The 19,067-nt window shown below is 68.5% G+C and carries 17 protein-coding genes, 1 tRNA gene and 1 other RNA gene; 9 read left to right on the plus strand and 10 right to left on the minus strand.

What is annotated here, in order from left to right:
- Positions 1 to 21: 21 nt before the first annotated feature.
- The 4 genes from ACYVIO_RS08340 to ACYVIO_RS08355 all read right to left on the minus strand — a co-directional run bounded on the left by ACYVIO_RS08340 (position 22) and on the right by ACYVIO_RS08355 (position 4,216).
- On the minus strand, positions 22 to 1,713 hold the full coding sequence (locus ACYVIO_RS08340; RefSeq protein ID WP_460650072.1) for an AfsR/SARP family transcriptional regulator: 1,692 nt from the start codon (positions 1,711 to 1,713) through the stop codon (positions 22 to 24).
- 114 nt (positions 1,714 to 1,827) lie between these two features.
- Positions 1,828 to 2,454 (minus strand): VOC family protein, encoded by a 627-nt coding sequence (locus ACYVIO_RS08345; protein ID WP_460650073.1) that lies wholly within the window; start codon positions 2,452 to 2,454, stop codon positions 1,828 to 1,830.
- A 20-nt stretch (positions 2,455 to 2,474) separates the two neighbouring features.
- Positions 2,475 to 3,128 carry a GPR1/FUN34/YaaH family transporter gene (locus tag ACYVIO_RS08350; protein ID WP_460650074.1) on the minus strand — a complete coding sequence of 218 codons (654 nt, stop codon included), beginning with the start codon at positions 3,126 to 3,128 and terminating at the stop codon, positions 2,475 to 2,477.
- Positions 3,129 to 3,259: 131 nt separating this feature from the next.
- Positions 3,260 to 4,216: a TIGR03619 family F420-dependent LLM class oxidoreductase gene (locus ACYVIO_RS08355; RefSeq protein ID WP_460650075.1), complete on the minus strand. Its 957-nt coding sequence runs from the start codon at positions 4,214 to 4,216 to the stop codon at positions 3,260 to 3,262.
- An 83-nt stretch (positions 4,217 to 4,299) separates the two neighbouring features.
- Here ACYVIO_RS08355 and ACYVIO_RS08360 point away from each other — a divergent pair, with 83 nt between their 5' ends.
- Positions 4,300 to 4,662: a MerR family transcriptional regulator gene (locus ACYVIO_RS08360; RefSeq protein ID WP_460650076.1), complete on the plus strand. Its 363-nt coding sequence runs from the start codon at positions 4,300 to 4,302 to the stop codon at positions 4,660 to 4,662.
- 179 nt (positions 4,663 to 4,841) lie between these two features.
- Here ACYVIO_RS08360 and ACYVIO_RS08365 read toward each other — a convergent pair.
- Positions 4,842 to 4,929 (minus strand) — tRNA-Ser (locus ACYVIO_RS08365).
- Positions 4,930 to 5,553: 624 nt separating this feature from the next.
- Here ACYVIO_RS08365 and ACYVIO_RS08370 point away from each other — a divergent pair.
- Together ACYVIO_RS08370 and ACYVIO_RS08375 are read left to right on the plus strand one after the other, a co-directional pair.
- The gene (locus ACYVIO_RS08370; protein WP_460650077.1) at positions 5,554 to 6,198 is read left to right on the plus strand and encodes a CatB-related O-acetyltransferase; all 645 of its coding nucleotides are present in this window, start codon (positions 5,554 to 5,556) and stop codon (positions 6,196 to 6,198) included.
- Positions 6,180 to 7,235 (plus strand): GNAT family N-acetyltransferase, encoded by a 1,056-nt coding sequence (locus ACYVIO_RS08375; protein ID WP_460650078.1) that lies wholly within the window; start codon positions 6,180 to 6,182, stop codon positions 7,233 to 7,235. Before ACYVIO_RS08370 ends, ACYVIO_RS08375 begins: the two co-directional genes overlap by 19 nt.
- 10 nt (positions 7,236 to 7,245) lie before the next feature.
- Here the strand turns inward: ACYVIO_RS08375 and ACYVIO_RS08380 are convergent, their stop codons facing one another.
- Complete coding sequence (locus ACYVIO_RS08380) at positions 7,246 to 8,115, minus strand: TIGR03620 family F420-dependent LLM class oxidoreductase (RefSeq protein WP_460650079.1); 870 nt, start codon at positions 8,113 to 8,115, stop codon at positions 7,246 to 7,248.
- 128 nt (positions 8,116 to 8,243) lie between these two features.
- An RNA gene (gene ffs / locus ACYVIO_RS08385) (signal recognition particle sRNA small type) lies at positions 8,244 to 8,340 on the minus strand.
- Between the two features lie 130 nt (positions 8,341 to 8,470).
- Here ffs and nadE point away from each other — a divergent pair.
- Positions 8,471 to 9,286, plus strand: coding sequence for an ammonia-dependent NAD(+) synthetase (gene nadE / locus ACYVIO_RS08390; protein WP_460650080.1), 816 nt, complete (start codon positions 8,471 to 8,473; stop codon positions 9,284 to 9,286).
- 31 nt (positions 9,287 to 9,317) lie between these two features.
- On the opposite strand, the gene ACYVIO_RS08395 is transcribed toward nadE, so the two are convergent.
- Complete coding sequence (locus ACYVIO_RS08395; protein ID WP_460650081.1) at positions 9,318 to 10,187, minus strand: alpha/beta fold hydrolase; 870 nt, start codon at positions 10,185 to 10,187, stop codon at positions 9,318 to 9,320.
- Positions 10,188 to 10,281: 94 nt separating this feature from the next.
- Between ACYVIO_RS08395 and ACYVIO_RS08400 the strand changes: the two genes are divergently transcribed.
- Complete coding sequence (locus tag ACYVIO_RS08400; RefSeq protein WP_460650082.1) at positions 10,282 to 11,454, plus strand: acyl-CoA dehydrogenase family protein; 1,173 nt, start codon at positions 10,282 to 10,284, stop codon at positions 11,452 to 11,454.
- A gap of 39 nt (positions 11,455 to 11,493) precedes the next feature.
- Here ACYVIO_RS08400 and ACYVIO_RS08405 read toward each other — a convergent pair whose 3' ends face one another.
- Both ACYVIO_RS08405 and ACYVIO_RS08410 read right to left on the minus strand, forming a co-directional pair.
- On the minus strand, positions 11,494 to 11,892 hold the full coding sequence (locus tag ACYVIO_RS08405) for an SRPBCC family protein (RefSeq protein ID WP_460650083.1): 399 nt from the start codon (positions 11,890 to 11,892) through the stop codon (positions 11,494 to 11,496).
- 2 nt (positions 11,893 to 11,894) lie between these two features.
- Positions 11,895 to 12,362: a MarR family winged helix-turn-helix transcriptional regulator gene (locus tag ACYVIO_RS08410; protein ID WP_460650084.1), complete on the minus strand. Its 468-nt coding sequence runs from the start codon at positions 12,360 to 12,362 to the stop codon at positions 11,895 to 11,897.
- 142 nt (positions 12,363 to 12,504) lie between these two features.
- Between ACYVIO_RS08410 and ACYVIO_RS08415 the strand changes: the two genes are divergently transcribed.
- From ACYVIO_RS08415 to ACYVIO_RS08430, 4 genes are all read left to right on the plus strand, one after another.
- Positions 12,505 to 14,130, plus strand: a complete 1,626-nt coding sequence (locus ACYVIO_RS08415) for a long-chain fatty acid--CoA ligase (RefSeq protein ID WP_460650085.1) — start codon at positions 12,505 to 12,507, stop codon at positions 14,128 to 14,130.
- 120 nt (positions 14,131 to 14,250) lie between these two features.
- Positions 14,251 to 15,129, plus strand: a complete 879-nt coding sequence (gene rfbA, locus ACYVIO_RS08420) for a glucose-1-phosphate thymidylyltransferase RfbA (RefSeq protein ID WP_460650086.1) — start codon at positions 14,251 to 14,253, stop codon at positions 15,127 to 15,129.
- Positions 15,130 to 15,191: 62 nt separating this feature from the next.
- Positions 15,192 to 15,608, plus strand: coding sequence for a nuclear transport factor 2 family protein (locus ACYVIO_RS08425; RefSeq protein WP_460650087.1), 417 nt, complete (start codon positions 15,192 to 15,194; stop codon positions 15,606 to 15,608).
- A 136-nt stretch (positions 15,609 to 15,744) separates the two neighbouring features.
- Positions 15,745 to 18,978: a DNA polymerase III subunit gamma and tau gene (locus ACYVIO_RS08430; RefSeq protein WP_460650088.1), complete on the plus strand. Its 3,234-nt coding sequence runs from the start codon at positions 15,745 to 15,747 to the stop codon at positions 18,976 to 18,978.
- The last annotated feature ends 89 nt before the right edge of the window (positions 18,979 to 19,067 follow it).

Consider the following 19,067-nt stretch of genomic DNA (forward strand, 5'->3'; position numbering starts at 1 on the left):
CCTGGTGTCAGGGACCTGCCATCAGGTGAGCTCGACGGCGTACGCGCGGACCAGTTGGTGAAACTCGAAGCGCTTGCCGCGGGTGCGGCAGAGCAGGTGCTGGTCGGCCAGGTTGTCGAGGACGGCGCGGGCGTCGTACGGCGTGGTGCCGAGCAGCCAGGCCGCGGTCGACGTGCTGAACTCGGAGCCGAAATGCAGCCCGAGCAGGCGGAACGCGCGGGCGGCGTACGGGTCGAGTGCCTGGTACGAACGGGCGAATACGGCCCGCAGGTCGCCGCTCTCGTCACCGATCGCCAGGGCGGTCAGGCGGCGTTCGCGCAGCTCGCTGGTCATCGCCTCGACGTCGCCGTCGGCGCGGACCGCGGCGATCGACAGGGCCAAGGGGATGTAGCCGCAGAGCTCGGCGAGCTCTTCGAGTACGGCGTTGTCCTGCTCGTCGGTCTTCGCGCGGAGCAGCTCGATCGACTCCTGTGCTGTCAGCTCGTCGAGTGCGATCCGTGGCGCGCCTTCCCGTACGGCGAGTCCGTGCAGCTCGTTGCGGCTGGTGACCAGGGCTAGTGAATTCGGCCCCGGGATCAGGGGGCGGACGTGGTCGGCGTCGAGCGCGTTGTCGAGTACTAGCAGGCAGCGGCGACCGGCCAGTGTCGTACGGAGCAGTGAGCTGCGCGCTTCTACGTCGTACGGGATCTGCTGTTCGGGTACGCCCAGTCCGGTCAGGAAGCTCGCTAAAGCAGTGCGGGCGTCGACCAGCTCGCCCGGCCCGTACCCCTGCAGGTCGATGAACAGCTGCCCGTCCGGGAACAGTTCCTTGCGCTGCTGCGCCCACTGCAGGGCCAACGCGGTCTTGCCGATGCCGCCGAATCCGTGCAGCACAACGGTTGTCGACTCCACTGCCTCGTCGAGTGCCTTCAGCTGCTGAGCCCTGCCGACGAACGCTCCACGTGCGGCCGGAAGCTGTTGCGGTACGGCGTGCTTGGCGGACTGCTGCTCCTCGCAGTCCAGCAACTCGGCGTACTGGCGTCTGAGCTCGGGACCGGGATCAGCACCGAGCTCGTCGGCCAGCAGGACCCGCACTGCCTCGTAGCAAGCCAGTGCCTCGGCCGGACGACCGCACTGCCTCAGCGCCTTGAGCAGCCGGGACCAAAACGCCTCCCGCAGCGGGAACCGCGCCGTCAGCTCACGCAGCTCGGCCACTACCGCGCTTGGCCGTCCAACTGTCAGCTCCAGGTCGACGCGATGCTCGCGGGCGCTCAGGTAGAGCTCGACCATCCGCTCGGCCTCGACGTCGTTGAGCCACTGCGACGCGACGCCCTCGAAGGGTTGCCCTCTCCACAGCTCGAGGGCCTCTGTCAGCAAGCGTTGTTGCTCGGTGTGGTTGGCCGCACTTTGTGCTTCGCACAGCAGCCGGCCGAACCGTACGGCGTCCACGCTGTCCGGCGAGACGTCCAGCCGGTAGCCGTCGCCCTCGGTCCGGATCAGCGAACCACCCAGCAGCCGCCGCAGCCGCATGATCTGCGTCTGCGTGCTGTTCCGGACGTTGGCGGGAAGGTCCTCGCCCCACACCGCCTGCGCGAGCCGGCCCACCGACACCGGCCGCCCGACCTCACTGGCCAGCATCGCCAACGCGGCCCGCAGCCGCCCCGACCCAACCTCGATCTCCTGCCCGGCCACCGTCACCCGCAACGGCCCGAGCACCCCGATCTCGACCTCCATGCCCACCCTCCCCGAACGTGCTTCGCTTCGCACAGTAGGAGCAGGCGATGGCCTCAAGCAAACATTTGCATCAGCCTCGAAGCCTCTTGCACTCGTTGCCCTTTCGGGCAAGCTCTACTCGCGCCCGACCCAGGTGGCGATGCACACTTCGTTGCCCTCGGCATCGGCCAGCACCCACCACTTCGGCGCGTGCTCGTCCGACACCAGGCGCCCGCCAGCGGCCAACGCCGCGGTGACCCGCGCCTTTGCCAGGTCGTGCGGCACCGCCACATCGAGATGCATCCGATTCCGCCCACCCCTCGGTAGATCCATCTGTTGCAGTCCGAACGCCGGCCCCCGCCGTACGGGATCGAACAGGTAGTCGTCCCCGAGTTGCCCGTACCCCAACACCGCCCGCCAGAACGGCAACACCGCCTCGCCGACCAGCGCATCCAGCGTCACGTTCACGACCTGGACCGCTGACGGATCCGCCGCGATTCCCATCGACGCCGCAACCCCGGAGATCCGCCGGGCCGCGTCGACATCCCGCCGCCCCAACGAAACCGTCGCCCCGTCAGCTCGCAGGTCGACCCGCAAGTGCTCCTCAGCCGCCCCGGCGACGCGCCCGATCCCCTCAACGAGCGCGACGCCTTCACCCAACGATCCAGTCCTGAAATGCGCCGACACCAGGTGGTAGAGGGACCGCCAATCCTCAACCCCACCAGCCGCATGGAACTCCCCAGCCGAGATCTGCCCACTCATGCGGGCGAACCTAACACCGCTCAGCCGCGCACCAGCGGCTGTCCGAGCGGAAGTGCCTTGCCGCCCGTCGCCTGCGAAGCCGATCCGAAGAACAGGTAGACACCCACCGCGGCGAAGACGAACACCACGACGCCGGCAACCTTCAGCGTGCCGGCCGACCCCTGCATCGTGCCGACCAGAACCAGTACCAAGGCGATCTCGATCAGCGCGAACAGCACCGTGTAAGCGATCGGCAGCCGGAGCGTGGCCAGCGTCAGCATCCCGATGACGACCAGCCAGGAAATCAGGAACAGCCCCTGCGTATCGACAGCGTCCGCCGCAACGATCGCGAACCAGTTGTGCGTCAGCCCGAGGACGAGCATGCCGTAGCTCAACCAGAAGCCGGCGAAGATCCCGAACACCCCGGCCACCGCACTCTGGCCGACCGCGGCCGACCAGACGGCTGCGATCACCAGTCCCAGCCCGGTCGCCGCGACGATGATCGGCAACGAGGCGCCAACCGCCGCCGCGGGCACATACCCAACAAGCACAAGCCCCAGCGCCACCGATCCCGCGATGAAACTGGGAAGACCGATCAGCGCCGGGTCCCCGGTCACCGCCGGAACCGCAGCCTCAGCAGCGGGTCCGGCGTGCAACCCCCGGCCGCTTTCAACATCCGCGTCAACAGCAGTCATGACAAGCCCCTTCCGAGCAGATCCCGACGCTCGAAAGGTACGGTCCGCTACTCCCGGCAACTGTCTCGTTTTGAGACAGCCCGCCCGCGCGGCCTTCAAATCGGCCTGACGTGCCTGTCGCTCAACGTCGGTCAGGAGGCTGCGGCCCTCTCGCGGATCTCCACCGCCGTCTCGAGCATCTGCGCCGTACCGGTGAACGAGTCCTGCAGATTCAGATCCACGATCAGCTCGTCCGCGCCCGCCTCCGCGGCTGTGTGCAGGTCGTCCATGATCTGGTCGAGCGTGCCGACGAACGCCGACCGGTCAGGTCCCGCCGGACGCTCGGTGAAGGTGACGTTGCCGACCACGACCAGCTCCATCCGGCTCGCGTCCCGGCCGTACTCGGTGGCCATCTGCCGGATGCGATCCCAATGCGCACGCAGCTCTGCGGCCCCGGCCGGCCCGGGCGTGGTGAGCAGCGGCAGCCAGCCGTCCGCCCGTTTGGCGACGCGCTCCATGGCCTTCGAACTGCCGCTCCGGCCCAGGTTGCTGGCACCGCCGCCGATCATCACCGGAATCTTCGAGACCGGCTTGGGCAGAACCGCGGCGTTGTTGATGATCACGCGAGGACTCCGGAAGTTCACCGGGTCAGGTCCCCACACCGCATCGAACACGTCCAACGTCTCGTCGAGAAACCGCCCCCGATCCGCCCGGGTAGCTCCGGTCGCCTGGAGTCCGTCGGTCGCCCAGCCGGCCCCCATCCCCGCAACCACGCGCCCTCCGCTGATCTGGTCAACGGTCGCCAGCGCCTTCGCCAGCTGGACAGGCGTATGGAGTGCCGCAATCAGAACAGCAGTCCCCAGCCGCACCCTCTCAGTCACTACCGCCGCCGCCGTAAGAACCGCCAGCGGATCAGCCGTCTGCCGCCCACTCTCCGGCCAAGGCACATCCGGCGGAGCGTACGGCTCGATCGGCGTCTCCGCGAACAGCAACTGTTCGTACGTCCACAAACTGTCGTACCCAGTCGCCTCAGCCGTCCTGGCGGCGACCACCAAGTCGCGCTGCAGGTCGACCCCCAACCTCTGCGGCAAACGAAGCCCGAACTTCACTGAAACCTCCGATGTAAGTCAGTACCTCCACCCAGTGTTGAACCCTCACACTCATGTGAAGGTCAAGCGCTACCCTTGAACACGTGAAGATCGGAGAACTCGCGGAGCGCACCGGCGTCTCCCGCCGGCTCCTGCGGTACTACGAGGAGCAGGGCCTCATCACCCCCACCCGAGCCCTCAACGGCTACCGCGAGTACGGCGAGCCCCACGTAGACGTAGTCCTACAAATCGCAGGCCTCCTCGACGCCGGCCTACCCACCCGCATCATCCAGCAACTCCTCCCATGCCTGGACAAGCCAAAAACCATCTACGTCCCCGCCCTGAAACCCGAAATGATCGAGGCCCTGCACCACCAACAGGCCCGCCTCTCAGAACGCATCACCTGCCTCACCCGAAACCGAGACGCCATAGCCGACTACCTGGACACAGTCCTGAGCGCCAAGTAGCCGAGACCGGCCCCGCGGCGACCTGACCAGCGCCCCGCCGGATCCGAGACGGAAACTGAGACGGAATGACTGTGGGGCGGTCCCCAGATCGGGAACCGCCCCACAGTGTGTTCGTTCTCTGCGAATGACCGGATGTTGCTCTGACCAGCGGAAACCCGGTCAATCGGTCACTCGGAGAGTGGCGGAGGATACGAGATTCGAACTCGTGAGGGGTTGCCCCCAACACGCTTTCCAAGCGTGCGCCCTAGGCCACTAGGCGAATCCTCCAAGCGGAGAGAATACGCGAGGCGGGCGGGCGGGGGGAAATCGGGGGTGGGGAGCGATCGAGGGGCGGTGGCGGAGGGCGTCGAGGTCGTGTGGCGGACGTCGCGTCGTACCTGTCGCTGCTCTCTGCGTCCGTGGCAATGCTGACCTGACGGTGTACAGACCGCGCGCTGTTGACGGGGGCCTAAGGACGGCCGGCTGAGCGCCGATCCGGTCCGCAGGTCGCGTCCTGCCCAGGCGATGTGTCTCTGGCCGGGGTTCGGCCTTCGCCGGCGCCGGGAGTTGTCAGTTGGCCCCGGGTGCCTCCGGCCGGGTGTCGTGCTTCCGCCAGCCGCCAGCCGCCAGCCGCCAGCCGCCAGCCGCCAGCCGTCAGCCGTCAGCCGTCAGCCGCCAGGCGCCAAGGAGCCCGAGTCGTGTCCGGGGCGAGCAGGCAGTGCGGCAGTTGTGCGGGTGGGGAGCGCATCTGTCTTCGCCAGGTCGCTGGGGGCAGGGGGACCTCTGGGGCCGGCTGGCCGGGGTGGCGGGAGGGGGAGCTTCGGCTGCGGTGGTTGGTTGGATCCGGGCCGCGGCGGGTGGTTGGGCGAAAACGGGAGGCTGGGGGTGGGGGTTGGGTTTTAGGGTCGGGGGATGAGTGGAGTGCCTGATCCTGGAGTTGTGCGGCCGGTGGTGGGGGCTGAGCGGGTGGTTTTGCTGAAGCCTCTTGTGCGGTCGGAGTTGGTTGAGGTGGGGGAGTACACCTACTACGACGACCCGGATGATCCGGAGGCGTTTGAGACGCAGAATGTGCTCTATCACTACGGGCCGGAGAAGCTGCGGATTGGGAAGTACTGCGCGTTGGGGACCGGGACGACGTTTGTGATGAACGGGGCGAATCATCGGATGGATGGGCCTTCGACCTATCCGTTTCCAATCATGGGTGGGGACTGGGCTGAGCACTTCGGGCTGATCACTGGGTTGCCGGGGCGGGGGGACACGGTGGTGGGGAACGACGTGTGGTTCGGGCTGGATGCGAAGGTGATGCCGGGGGTGCGGATCGGGCATGGGGCGATCGTTGCTACTGGGGCCGTCGTGGTTGATGACGTGCCGGATTACGGGATCGTGGGTGGGAATCCGGCGAAGGTGATTCGGCGGCGGTTCGGTGATGAGGATGTTGAGCGGCTGCTTGCGATTGCTTGGTGGGACTGGCCGGCTGAGGTGGTCACTCAGCACGTTCCGGTGATCATGTCCGGGAGCGTTGACGAGTTGGAGCGGGTGTGGAAATCCGTCCGCTAGGTGATGGTGACGTTGGGGCTGTCCAGGGGCTGATTGAGTCCGATCCGGGGTACACCGAGCGGATCACGGGGGCGCCGCCTGGTGTGGGTGATGCGCGGGAGTTGCTGACCATGCGGCCGCCGGGGATGGCGGCGGAGGCCAAGGTTGTCCTTGGGGTGTTCGAGGGGGACGGGTCCGCGGCGTCGCTTGGAGAAGAGGGCGCGGCGACAGGTGGCGACGGAGCTGCGGTCGACGGCGGCGAGTTGGTTGCTGTGGTTGATCTTCTTCGGGGGTATCCGGATGCGGCGGTTGCGTTTGTTGGGCTGCTTCAGGTGCGGGGTGGATGGCAAGGGCGGGGGATTGGGCGTACGGCGTACCGGTTGGTGGAGCGGTACGTGACCGAGAGTTGGCCGGAGGTGCGGCGGCTTCGGCTGGCGGTTGTTGATACGAACGCGGAGTTTGCGGCGCCGTTCTGGGGGCGGCTCGGGTTTGAGGCGACTGGCGAGGCGAAGGTGTATGAGAACGGGGCGGTGAGGTCGACGGCTCGGCTCTATGAGAAGGCGCTGTGTTGGGCGCATCCGCAGCTTGTTGTGCGGGAGTCGTCGATCGCTGGGATGGGGTTGTTCGCCACCGCGCCGATTGCGGCCGGCGAGGTTGTTTCGGTTCTGGCTGGGCGGAAGGTGTCTACGGCTGAACTGACGGAACTGCTGAAGCATCCTCCGGTTGACACGATCACGCTGGAGGAGGACCTCCACCTGGTCCTGCCGGATGATCCGCGGCCGGTCATTGCTTACGGCAACCACAGCTGCGACCCGAATACCTGGTGGACCGATGCTGTCACTTTGATTGCTCGTCGGGACTTTGCGCCGGGTGACGAGCTCACCAGTGACTACGGGACGAGCACAGGCGTTCCAGACTGGCGGATGAGCTGCTCGTGCGGTTCACCGCTCTGCCGCGGGGTGGTGACCGGAGGTGATTGGGAGCGCCCGGAGTTGCAGGAGCGGTACGGCGATCACTGGATTCCCGAACTGCTCGCCCGCCAGAACCGCCAGCAATAGGCGCCGGCCGTCAGAGGAGCGCGGGGGCCAGGGCTCGCCATTGGTCGGTTGGTTGGGGGCCTGTGACACCGGTGATGACGTTGATGGCTACGTGGTCGGCGCCGGCGGCCAGGTGTTTGTGCAGGCTCTCGGCGATCTGGTCGGGAGTCCCCCATGCGGCGAGGGCGTCGACCATGTGGTCCGGGAGCTTGGCGAAGTCGTCGTCGGTGAAGCCCATTCGGCGGAGGTTGGCGGCGTACCCGGGCAGGCTGGTGAAGAAGCTGAGGGTGTCGCGGGCGATGCCGCGGGCTCGGTCGGCGTCGGGCTCGACGACCACCAGGTGGCTGACGGCGAGCAATTTGTCGTCGCCAAGGATGGCCCGTGCCTCGGCTGTGTAGTCCGCGGTCACTAGGAACGGGTACGCGCCGGCAGTCCGCTCGGCTGCGAGCTTCAGCATCCGCGGTCCGAGGGCGGCCAGCAGCCGATGCTCTGCGGGGACGCCGAAGCGCTGAGGCGCGTCCGGCCCGTCGAGCGGCTGCTGATCGCCCGATACACCGTCGAGTTGGTCGAGGTACTTCCCGAGCGCGGCCAAGGGACTCGGTCCGTGCGCCCCGCCGAGGCCTATGGTGAACCGGCCTGGCGTCTCCGCCTCGATCTCGGCGTACGTCGCCGCTACCTCGGAAGCCGGATAGCTGTCGATCGACAGGATGCCGCTGACGTACCTGATCGTGCTCGTCGCCTCGACCAAGTCCGTGATCGTCTGGAGTCCTGGCAAGGGTCCGCCGGAGAGCCAGATCGCTGGATAGCCCAGCTGCTCGGCAATCCGGGCCGCTTCCAGCGACTCCGGTGAACTGGTCAGCCCAGTGGTGATCCCGAACGGCCCGAACGACGGCTTGTTCATGCGGCCCACCTTAGGTCGCCGACCAAGTGCTCAGGCGGGTGGTGGGAGCGGGCAGCTCGAGCGGCACGGTTCGACCGGGAGACTCAACGGTTTCCGTTGCCAGGAGGACGCACCTGGCCGGGGCCGGACATAAGGATTCCCCGCGCACCCGGAAGAGCTCACTTACCCTTGCTGCCTTCCGGCCCTGGGGGAGTTGGGCGAGATACCGCCACGCGGGGAACCAGTCAAGAGTGTACGGGATCGTCGCCGCGGATCGGGAATCGGCTCCGGCGTGAGCTCGGGCCGGGGGTGGACACGGGGTGCCGTGAGCCGACTTGGATACTGGAGGCCGGGATTCGAACGGTGAGGGAGATCGATGAGCGAGGACCGTCGCTACCTGCAGGAACTGATCATCGCCGAGCTCGGGGTGTCGCCGTCGTTCGATGCGGACCTCGAGATCGAGCGGCGGATCGGATTCCTGGTCGACCGGCTGCGGCTGGCCCGCTCCTCGGCGTACGTGCTGGGGATCAGCGGCGGCGTCGACTCGAGCACGGCCGGCCGGCTGTGCCAGCTCGCCGTCGAACGGGTCCGGGCCGACGGACGTGACGCGAGCTTCGTCGCGATGCGGCTCCCCTACGGCGTGCAGCACGACGAGGACGACGCCCAGCGGGCGCTCCAGTTCATCAAGCCGGACGAGACGCTCACTGTCGACATCAAGCCGGCCACCGACGCGATGGTCGGATCGGTCGCCCACGCCGGACTCGGCGACCGGGCCGACTTCCACACGGGCAACATCAAGGCGCGCCAGCGGATGATCGCCCAGTACGTCGTCGCCGGCGCGCGCGGCGGCCTGGTCGTCGGCACCGACCACGCCGCGGAGGCCGTCATGGGCTTCTTCACCAAGTACGGCGACGGCGCGTGCGACCTGACGCCGCTCTCCGGCCTGACGAAGCGCCGCGTCCGCGCCCTGGGCGAACGCCTCGGTGCTGCCCCGGAGATCACCGGCAAGGTCCCGACTGCCGACCTCGAGTCCGACCGGCCCGGCGTACCGGACGAGACCGTGCTCGGGGTCACCTACGACCAGATCGACAACTTCCTCGAAGGCCAGGAGATCGAGCCCGAGGCGGCCGAGATCATCATCGGCTACCACCGCCGCACGATTCACAAGCGCGCGGTGCCGATCGCCGTCTGATCCTGCGCGGACCGCAGGGCGGGCCCGCAGCTCAGCGGAGCACGAAGTCGGTGACGACATCGGTGTACTCCGCGGGCTGCTCGGCGTGGACGAAATGGCCCGCGCCCTCGAAGAGGCGGTAGGTGCCCTCGGGGACGTCAGTGCCGAAATGGCGGATCTCCTCGGGGCTCGTGACCGGATCGTGCTCACCCTTGATGAGCAGGGCGGGTTGGGGCAGGCGGGCCAGCAATGGGACAAGCGACTCGTTGAAGCTGGTGCTCTGGGCAATGGTCTGGGCGAAGTACCCGGCGCGCTCCTGGATCTCCTCCGGGAGATCGCCGGCCGGGAGCACCAGGTCGCGGGAGGCTGGGCCGAGATAGATGTCCATCCGGCGCTCCCCTAGTTGCTGCAGCAGAGTGGTCCGATCGGTCCACATCTCGGTGGTCGCCGGGCCGGTCCAGGAGAGCAGCCTGTTCGCCTCGTCCAGCAGGCCGAGCTCCGTGAGCAGCGGTTTGGCGGACTCGACCAGCGTGCGGGTCGCCAGGACCATGTCCCACGGTGGGTTCTCGAAGACCACCTGGCTGACCGACGAGGGATGGTTCGCGGCGTACCGCAGCGCCAGGCGGCCGCCGTACGAGTGACCGAGGATCGCCCACTGCTCGAAGCCGAGCCGCTCCCGCAGCGCCTCGAAGTCCGCGATGACGATGTCCTCGGTGACCGGCCCGTCGATCGGGTCGGACTGCTGAACGCCGCGTTGGTCGACGCCGATCACCTGGAGCCGCTCGGCCAGTCGATCGCCTTGGAAGGCGAGGAAGTCGTACGACCCGGCGCCTGGGCCGCCGTGGATGTAGAGCAAGGGCGGAGCGTCGGCGGCGCCGCGCTGGTCGACGTACAGGCGGGTATCGCGAATCTCGGTCAACATGTGATCGAGAGTAGATCGGCCTAAGGTGGCAAAGAATGCACTCAGGAGGACTTCTTCAGGCATTCTTCCGGACGCAGAACCCAGGAGGCGTTGCATGGTCGACTTCTCGCTCACCGAGGAACAGCAGGCGATCCGGGCCACCACCCGGGAGTTCGTACGGCGGGAGCTGATGCCGCTGGAGAACGACGTCCTGCGGCGCGAGCGGGAAGGGCTGCCAGGCGTCGAGCCCGAGGTGGTGAAAGCCCTGCGGGAGAAGGCGAAAACCTTCGGGTTCTGGGGGCTGAGCACGCCTGAGGAGTACGGCGGGATGGACCTCTCGGCGGTCGACCAGGCACTGATCACGAGCGAGCTCGGGCGGACCTTCGTACCGTTCTCCTTCGGTGGCGAGGCCGACAACATCCTCTACGAGTGCAACGAGGAGCAGCGCAAGGAGTACCTGCTGCCGACCATCTCCGGCGAGCGCAGGTCGTGCTTCGCGATCACCGAACCGGGCGCGGGGTCGGACACGCGCGCGATCCGGACGACGGCGCGGCGCGACGGCGACGACTGGGTGATCCGCGGCGAGAAGACGTTCATCACCGGCGGCAACGAGGCCGACTTCGCGATCGTGATCGCGGTGACCGATGCGGAGAAGGGCTCGAAGGGTGGGTTCACCGCGTTCCTGGTCGATCGGGAGCGGGGCTGGACGTCCGACCCGATCGTGACGATGGGACAGGCGGTGCCGGCGACGCTCAACTTCGATGAGGTCCGGGTGCCCGCCGATCATGTGCTCGGCGAGATCGGTCAGGGGTACGAACTGGCGATGCGCTGGATCATGAAGGGGCGGTTCCTGATTCCGTCGCGCGGCATCGGCGCCTGTGAGCGGCTGATCGAGCTGGCGGTCGAGCACGCGAACAGCCGGGAGACCTTCGGGCGCGCGATCGGCGACAACCAGGCGATCCAGTGGATGATCGCCGACTCGGAGGTCGAGCTGGAAGCGGCTCGCTGGCTTGTCCTGTACGCCGCGTGGGTGGTCGATCAGGGGCGGCATCCGCAGCACGACAGCGCGATCGCGAAGCTGTACGGAACCAATACAGTCAACCGGGTCGCGGATCGCGTGCTGCAGATCCACGGTGGGATGGGCTACACGAAGGAGCTGCCGATCGAGCGGTGGTTCCGCGAGGTCCGGCTGTGGCGCATCTTCGAGGGCACGGACGAGATGCAGCGGCTGATCATCTCCCGAGACCTACTCCGCGGCTACCGCAAGCCGGGGGCGCACTTCCACTAGGGCTCAGGCCGTCACTAGGACTCAGGCCGTCACTAGGGCTCAGGCCGCGCGGGCGAGTTGGGTCAGGCGGTTGGTGAGGCGGCCGAGGCGGACTGCGGCGATTCCTCGGTATGCCGGACGCAGGATCGTGGCGAGCGGGCCGGACTGGCTGAAGGCGTGGGTGACCTCTCCGTCGGGGCCGATCATCCAGCTTGCGGTCTCGTGGAAACCCGGGACCTCCCAGACGAACTCGACGCGGTCCAGCTCGATCACGGTGTACTTCAGTTCGCCGGTGAAGCGCGGGCGGACCTTCAGCTTGTACGCCGTACCGACTGTCGGCGTGGTCGGTCCCTCGACGGAGACGAAGGCTTCGTTCCACTCGGGCAGGGCGTGCGCGTCGAGCAGTGCACGCCGGATCGCGTCCCGGGAGGCTGGGATGGTCGAGCTCGCGTACTCCATGGCTATTTCTCCTTCACGGTGTCGCGCCGGCGAGCCAGGGCCGCTCCGGCCGGGAAGGCCTCGGCGACGGCTCGTAGCGTGCTGATGGTTTCGTCGACGGGCAGCCCGACGACCAGGTCGTCGATCCGCCGGTGCAGCCGCTCCTCGGCCGTGACGATGCGCCGGCAGAGCTGACGCCCGCGTGAGGTGAGGCTGAGCGCCAGGTAGCGACGGTCGACCTTGTCGGTCTCACGCCGTACGAGACCTTGGGCGACCAGTCGGTCGACCAGGCGGCTCGGGCTCGTGCCGGTCTCGCAGACGAGCAGGCCGCCGAGCGCGTTGAGCGTCAGCGGGCCGTGGTCGCGCAGGACGCGCAGCACCTCGGCCTGTGACGGGGTGACGCCGAGCGGGCGGAGATCGGCGGCGAGCAGGCGATTTCCCTCGCGCTGGATCGCGAGCACCAGGTACCGCAGCTCCTCGGACGCCTTCACGAGAAACATATTACACGACACGTGTGTCATGTCATCTGTTGCTTCCGGCACCGCAACGCCCTGGGTGAGTGCGTGGAAAGTGCGCAGAGAGTGCGCGGTGAGGTCATGGTCAAGGCGCCACCGGAACTGGCACAGTGGGGCCATGAAGGGTCTGATGCAGGACTACCAGCTGTCCCTGGACACCATCTTCCGCCGGGCGGAGCAGTTCTTCCCGGACAAGACCGTGCACACCGGCGGCCCAGCGCCCGTGACCATGACGTACGGCGAGTGGGCCGCGCGGACCAGACGCCTGGGCGGCGTGCTCGACAACCTGGGAATCAGCGCCGACGGCCGGGTCGGCACGTTCGCCTGGAACTCGGGGCGCCACCTCGAGCTGTACTTCGGCGCGCCCTGCACCGGGCGGGTCCTGCACACGCTCAACATCAGGCTCTTCCCCGACCAGGTGGTGTACATCGCCAACCACGCCGAGGACGAGATCGTCTTCGTGGACCGTTCGATGCTGGGGCTGTTCCTCCCGCTGCTCGATCGGCTGCCGCTCTTGCGCCACGTGGTCGTGATGGACGACCTGCCGGCCGGGGCGCCGGGGGCCGAACTGCCGGACGACGATCGGTTCCACGACTACGAGGAGCTGCTGGCCGCGGCCGAGCCGGTCGAGTTCCACGTCGAGGACGAGAACCAGGCGGCCGCGATGTGCTACACGAGCGGTACGACGGGCAATCCCAAGGGCGTCGTCTACTCGCACCGGTCGACCTGGCTGCACTCGATCGGCGTACTGACCAACGCGGGGATCGGGTTGCACGAGACCGACACGGTGATGCCGGTGGTCCCGATGTTCCACGCGAACGCGTGGGGGCTCGCGCACGCGGCGCCGATGGCGGGGGCGAGCCTGGTGTTCCCCGGGCCGGACATGTCGCCGCAGGGGATCTTGAAGCTCCTGCAAGAACAAGAGGTCACGCTATCGGCCGGCGTACCGACGATCTGGCAGGGGCTGCTGCCGTTGCTGGACGGTGTCGAACTGCCGAAGCTGCGGCGAATCCCGTGCGGTGGGTCGGCGGTGCCGCTGGCGCTGTCGGAGGCGTTCCGGGAGAAGCTGGGCAAGCCGATCCTGCAGGCGTGGGGCATGACAGAGACCAGCCCGGTCGCGACGGCCTCGCACGTTCCCGTTCGCGATCAGGGTCTGCCGGAGGACGAGCAGGCGAAGCTGCGGGCGCGGCAGGGGTTGCCGTTGCCGGGAGTCGAGGTTCGGATCGTGGAGCCTGGGTCGACCGAGCCGCTGCCTTGGAATGACGAGGCGACCGGTGAGCTGCAGGTTCGTGGGCCGTGGATCGCGGCGGAGTACTACCGGCCTGACGCGGGCGTGGAGCTGAACACCGAGGACGGCTGGATGAAGACCGGCGACGTCGCGGCGATCGATCAGTACGGGTCGGTGCGGCTGGTCGACCGGACGAAGGACCTGGTGAAGTCCGGTGGGGAGTGGATCAGCTCGGTGGAGTTGGAGAACCTTCTGATGGCCCACCCGGCCGTGAAGGAGGCGGCGGTGATCGGCGTACCGCACCCGAAGTGGGACGAGCGGCCGCTGGCGTGTGTGGTCCTGCAGGAGGGCGAGTCGGCGACGGGCGAGGAGATCCTGGCCTACCTCGAGCCGCTGGTGGCGAAGTGGTGGTTGCCGGACGCGGTCGAGTTCATCGACGAAGTGCCGAAGACGTCGGTCGGCAAGTTCTCGAAGAAGGACCTGCGGAGCCGGTTCGCGGAGTACCACTTGGAGTGAGCGGAGGCCTCGGCGTCGAGGGTGTGGCTGGAGTTCGGCGTGGGTTGGATGCGGTCTGTGACGGGAGGGGACCAGTGGTCGATGTGGCATGGACACCGAACGTCGGTAAGGTGCGGTCGCATGCGAGGGATCATCCTGGCCGGCGGTTCCGGCACCCGACTGCACCCGCTCACGATGGCCGCGAGCAAGCAACTGCTCCCGGTCTACGACAAGCCGATGATCTACTACCCGCTGTCGACGCTGATGCTGGCCAACATCCGTGAGGTCCTGGTCATCACCACGCCGGACGACGCGGCGCAGTTCCAGCGGCTGCTCGGTGACGGTTCGCAGTTCGGGATGGAGATCTCGTACGCCGTACAGCCGAGCCCGGACGGGCTGGCGCAGGCGTTCCTGATCGGTGAGCAGTTCATCCAGAACGAGCCGGTCGCGCTCGCGCTGGGCGACAACATCTTCTACGGGCCTGGGCTCGGCGTGCACCTGCAGACGTTCAACGAGGTCGACGGCGGCGTGGTGTTCGCCTACCGGGTCGCGGATCCGACGGCGTACGGCGTGGTCGAGTTCGACGCCGAGGGCAAGGCGCTGAGCATCGAGGAGAAGCCGAAGGAGCCGAAGAGCAACTACGCGGTTCCGGGGCTGTACTTCTACTCCGCCGACGTCGTCGACATCGCCAAGGAGATCAAGCCGTCCGCGCGCGGTGAGCTGGAGATCTCGTCGGTGAACGAGGTCTACCTGGAGGCCAAGCGGCTGCAGGTCGAGGTGCTGCCGCGGGGTACGGCTTGGCTGGACACGGGGACGTTCGACTCGTTGATGGCGGCCGGCGAGTTCGTGCGCGCGGTCGAGATGCGGCAGGGACAGAAGATCGGCTGCCCGGAGGAGATCGCCTGGCGGCGTGGGTTCATCGACGACGACGGGCTGAAGGCTCGCGCGGACACGTTGGCCAAGTCGGGGTACGGCACGTACCTGCACGGGCTTCTGGAGGAAGACGGCCCGCTGGGCTGAGCTCGAACCTGGCGGCGTGATCTCGCCAGACGCGGCGGCGGGCGGGAAATACGGTCGTCGGCATGACGTCTGCGGGAGTTGTGCTGGAGCGGTTCTACCGGGCTGAGGCGGAGTACGTCGCTGGAGGTGGGCGCGGGCTGGCGGACTTCGGGCCGGTGGCGGCGTTGCTCGACGACGAGGTCTGTCTGTGGTCGCAGCCGGGGCTGCCGTACGGCGGGGTCTGGCGTGGCCGCGACGGGATCGAGAACTTCCTGGGTGAGTTCAGTGCTACCTGGTCCGGGCTCGACTTCTTGTCGACGCGGCAGGTTGCGGCCGGGGATCAGGTCGCGGTGCACCTGGAGGTTCGGTTCACGGCTCGGGCGAGCGGGCGGTCGTTGGAGACGTCGCTCGTCCAGGTGAACCGGGTTCGCGACGGTCTGGTGACGGAGTTCCGGCCGTACTACTGGGATCCGGCCGCTGTCACCGCGCTGGCGGGTTGAGCGAGCTGCGCGATCGCGGGAGGCGTTGACCGAGCCGTGTGCTGCGTGGGAGTTCTGGTGGGGCTGCGCGGTGTGCGGGAGACGGTTGGTACGTCGTACCGAGTGGAATCGCTGGGCGTGACGGGCTGGGGAGGAAATGTCGGCGCTCGGCGCTAGGGTTGCGGTCGTGGAAGCACCTCTTGCGTTGTACCGCCGGTATCGCCCGGAGACGTTTGCCGAGGTGATCGGGCAGGACCATGTCACGGCACCGCTGCGCAACGCGCTGAGCAACAACAGGGTGAACCACGCCTATCTGTTCTCCGGTCCACGCGGGTGTGGCAAGACCACCAGCGCGCGGATCCTGGCGCGGGCGATCAACTGCGAGAAGGGCCCGATCGCCGAGCCGTGCGGGGTGTGCAAGTCCTGCACCGACCTCGCGCGCGGTGGGCCGGGCAGCATCGACGTGATCGAGATCGACGCGGCCTCGCACGGTGGTGTCGACGACGCGCGGGACCTGCGGGAGCGGGCGTTCTTCGCGCCGGTCGAGAGCCGCTACAAGATCTACATCATCGACGAGGCGCACATGGTGACGACGCAGGGCTTCAACGCCCTGCTGAAGCTGGTCGAGGAGCCGCCGCCGCACCTCAAGTTCATCTTCGCCACGACCGAGCCGGACAAGGTGATCGGGACGATCCGGTCCCGGACCCACCACTACCCGTTCCGTCTGGTGCCGCCGAAGGCGCTGGGGGACTACATGGCGACCCTGTGCGAGGCCGAGGGCGTGGCGATCGCGCCGGCCGCGCTGCCGTTGGTGGTGCGTGCTGGTGCCGGGTCGGTGCGTGACTCGCTGAGTGTGCTCGACCAGCTGATCGGTGGAGCCGGGCCGGAGGGCGTGACGTACGAGTTGGCGGTCGCGCTGCTCGGGTTTACGCCGGACTCGTTGTTGGACGCGTGCGTTGACGGATTTGCGGCGCACGACAGCCGGGCTGTGTTCGAGACGGTCGAGAAGGTGATCGAGACGGGGCAGGATCCCAAGCGGTTCGCGGAGGATCTGCTGCGGCGGCTGCGGGACCTGGTGATTCTGTCGGCGGTGCCGAATGCGGTCGCTTCCGGGTTGATCGAGGCGGCGGAGGACCAGGGCGAGCGGCTGCAGACCCAGGCCGCTGGGATCGGCGCGGCTGAGCTGACTCGGGCCGCGGACATTGTCGCGGCAGGGTTGCTGGAGATGCGCGGGGCGACTGCGCCTCGGCTGCAGCTCGAGCTGATCTGCGCGAAGGTGCTGCTGCCGGGAGCTGATGACTCGACCAACGGGATTCAGGCCCGGCTGGATCGGATGGAGCGACGGTTCACGATCGGGGTGCCTGCTGGTACGGCGGAAGCGGCGCCGGCTGCGCCGGTTGCGCGGCCGGGTGGTACGGCGGCTGCGGATGGGCGTGGCTCGGGGTCGGCTGAAGTGGCTGGGCCGGGTGCTGGTCGGGGTGCGGCGGCGGGAGCTGTTGGTGGGCCGGGCGGGTCTGGTGCTGGCGAGTCGGCTGGCACTGGTGCAGCGGGTGCTGTTGGTGGCCCGGGCGGAGCTGGTGCTAGCGGGTCGGCTGGAGCTGGTGCGCCGGGTGCTGGCGGTTCGGCTGGAGCTGGTGCGCCGGGTGCTGGCGGTTCGGCTGATGGTCGGGGTGCTGGCGCGGACGGTGGATCGGCGGCGGGCGATGCGAGCCCGGCCGGAACGGCGGCGGGAGCTGCTGATGGCTCGGCGCCGGGTGCTGGTGGACCGGCTGGCGCTGCCGGGGCTGGTGGTTCTGGTTCCGGTGGTGGGGCTGGCAGTACTGGGGCTGGTACGGCGGGTGGGGCGTCCCCGGCGGGTGGCAACGGTGGAGCCGGTTCGGCGGGTGCTGCGGCTGGAGCTGGGCGTGGGGGTTCGGCGCCTGCGAGTGCTGGTTCGGGTGGTGGGAATCGGACTGGGGCTTGGGCTGATGAGTCCGGTTCTGCTGCTCCGGTGAGTGGTGGGCAGTCAACGGCGGCTGCGCAGGTGGCGCCGGCTGCGGCTGCGCCGGTTTCGAGCGGACCGGTGGGGCTGGCGGATGTTCGGCGGTTGTGGCCCGAGGTGCTGGAGGCGGTGAAGAGCAAGCGGCGGTTCGCTTGGATCATGCTCAGCCAGAACGCTCAGGTGATCGCCGTCGATGAGCAGATCCTGACGTTGGGGCTGGTGAACGCGGGGGCTCGGGAGAGCTTTGCGCGGTCCGGCAGTGACGAGATCTTGCGGCAGGCGATGATCGACACGATCGGGTTGAACCGGCGGGTCGAGGCAGTGGTTGATCCGTCGACCGATCCAGGGGCTGGGTCGGGAGCGGCGCCTCCGCCTGCGCCGCCGTCCGCGCCGCCTAGTTCGTCGTGGGATCAGGCTCCGTCGGTGGGTCAGCCGGGGGCCGGTGGTCCGGGTGCTGGTGGGTCGTACGGCGATGCTGGTGGTGCCGGCGGCGATGGGAGTGGCGCTGCGGGCTACGGCGACCAAGGTGGTGCTGCTGGTTCGCACGGTGGCGGCGCGGCCGGTGGTTCGTATGGCGGTGGTGCGGGAGCCGCGGGTGCAGGGACCGACGGGCTGGGCGCCGGAGGGTCGGGCGACGGAGGGTCGGGCTCTGGAGGCGTTGGTGCTGACGGGCCGGGCGCCGGGCCGGCTGCGCACGAGGCGCCGGGAGGTGGCGCTGGGGTCAATGGTTCAGCGGGGTACGGCGAGCCAAGCGGGACGAGCGGGGCCGCGGACGATGGGTTCGCTGGTACTGGCGGTGCGGAGGTCGCCGGTGCTGGTGCGAACGGTGCAGGTGGCGCGGCGGGCGGTGGCATTGCAGGCCCGGGCGCCGGAGGCGTCGGAGGCGCCGGGGCGGCTGCGCAGGAGGTTTCGGCCGGCAGCGGTAGCGCGGGCAACGGTGGCGCCGGCAGCGCCGGCAGCGCGGCCAGCGGTGGCGGCAGCGCGGGCAGCGGTGGCGCGGGCGGCGGTGGCGCCGGCTGGGGTGATGGGGCGGTTGGTGCGCCTGGCCCCGGAGGTGTTGGGGCCGCGGCGGGTGGGGCGGTCGCCGTACAGGAGTTTGCTGGTGAGGTGAGGGTTCCGCTGCAGGCGGATCAGCAGGCGGGTGGGCCGCCGGCTCCCTCGGCGGCGCCTGAGGTTGACCGGCGGGAGCAGGCCGCCAGCAAGCGGCGGGCGGCTGAGGCTGCGGTGGCGGCTGAGCAGGCGCGGAAGGCTGCGGCGGCGCCGGAGGTTCAGGAGGTGCCGTTGACGCCTGAGGAAGAGGCGATGGCGATCGGGGACGACGACGTCGTCCTCGAGGAGGACTCCCGGTCGCACACCGATCTGCTGCGGGAGACGCTCGGGGCTTCGATCATCAACGAAGAGCCGAACTAGCGAGGAGCCGAACTGAGGTTCGGCAGGTGCGGTCGCCGAGGTAGCCGGCGGCTTGGGGGAAGCAGCCCGTCCTGGCGATGGGCTGCTTC

This window comes from Kribbella endophytica (assembly GCF_054781295.1).

What these genes read in the sequence shown, in the direction of transcription:
- ACYVIO_RS08350 (WP_460650074.1), bottom strand. Translation starts at nt 3,128, where the DNA reads ATGACTGCTGTTGACGCGGATGTTGAAAGCGGCCGGGGGTTGCACGCC.
- ACYVIO_RS08370 (WP_460650077.1), top strand. Translation starts at nt 5,554, where the DNA reads ATGAGTGGAGTGCCTGATCCTGGAGTTGTGCGGCCGGTGGTGGGGGCT.
- ACYVIO_RS08405 (WP_460650083.1), bottom strand. Translation starts at nt 11,892, where the DNA reads ATGGAGTACGCGAGCTCGACCATCCCAGCCTCCCGGGACGCGATCCGG.
- ACYVIO_RS08430 (WP_460650088.1), top strand. Translation starts at nt 15,745, where the DNA reads ATGTCGGCGCTCGGCGCTAGGGTTGCGGTCGTGGAAGCACCTCTTGCG.
- ACYVIO_RS08380 (WP_460650079.1), bottom strand. Translation starts at nt 8,115, where the DNA reads ATGAACAAGCCGTCGTTCGGGCCGTTCGGGATCACCACTGGGCTGACC.
- ACYVIO_RS08340 (WP_460650072.1), bottom strand. Translation starts at nt 1,713, where the DNA reads ATGGAGGTCGAGATCGGGGTGCTCGGGCCGTTGCGGGTGACGGTGGCC.
- nadE (WP_460650080.1), top strand. Translation starts at nt 8,471, where the DNA reads ATGAGCGAGGACCGTCGCTACCTGCAGGAACTGATCATCGCCGAGCTC.
- rfbA (WP_460650086.1), top strand. Translation starts at nt 14,251, where the DNA reads ATGCGAGGGATCATCCTGGCCGGCGGTTCCGGCACCCGACTGCACCCG.
- ACYVIO_RS08400 (WP_460650082.1), top strand. Translation starts at nt 10,282, where the DNA reads ATGGTCGACTTCTCGCTCACCGAGGAACAGCAGGCGATCCGGGCCACC.
- ACYVIO_RS08415 (WP_460650085.1), top strand. Translation starts at nt 12,505, where the DNA reads ATGAAGGGTCTGATGCAGGACTACCAGCTGTCCCTGGACACCATCTTC.
- ACYVIO_RS08345 (WP_460650073.1), bottom strand. Translation starts at nt 2,454, where the DNA reads ATGAGTGGGCAGATCTCGGCTGGGGAGTTCCATGCGGCTGGTGGGGTT.
- ACYVIO_RS08425 (WP_460650087.1), top strand. Translation starts at nt 15,192, where the DNA reads ATGACGTCTGCGGGAGTTGTGCTGGAGCGGTTCTACCGGGCTGAGGCG.
- ACYVIO_RS08395 (WP_460650081.1), bottom strand. Translation starts at nt 10,187, where the DNA reads ATGTTGACCGAGATTCGCGATACCCGCCTGTACGTCGACCAGCGCGGC.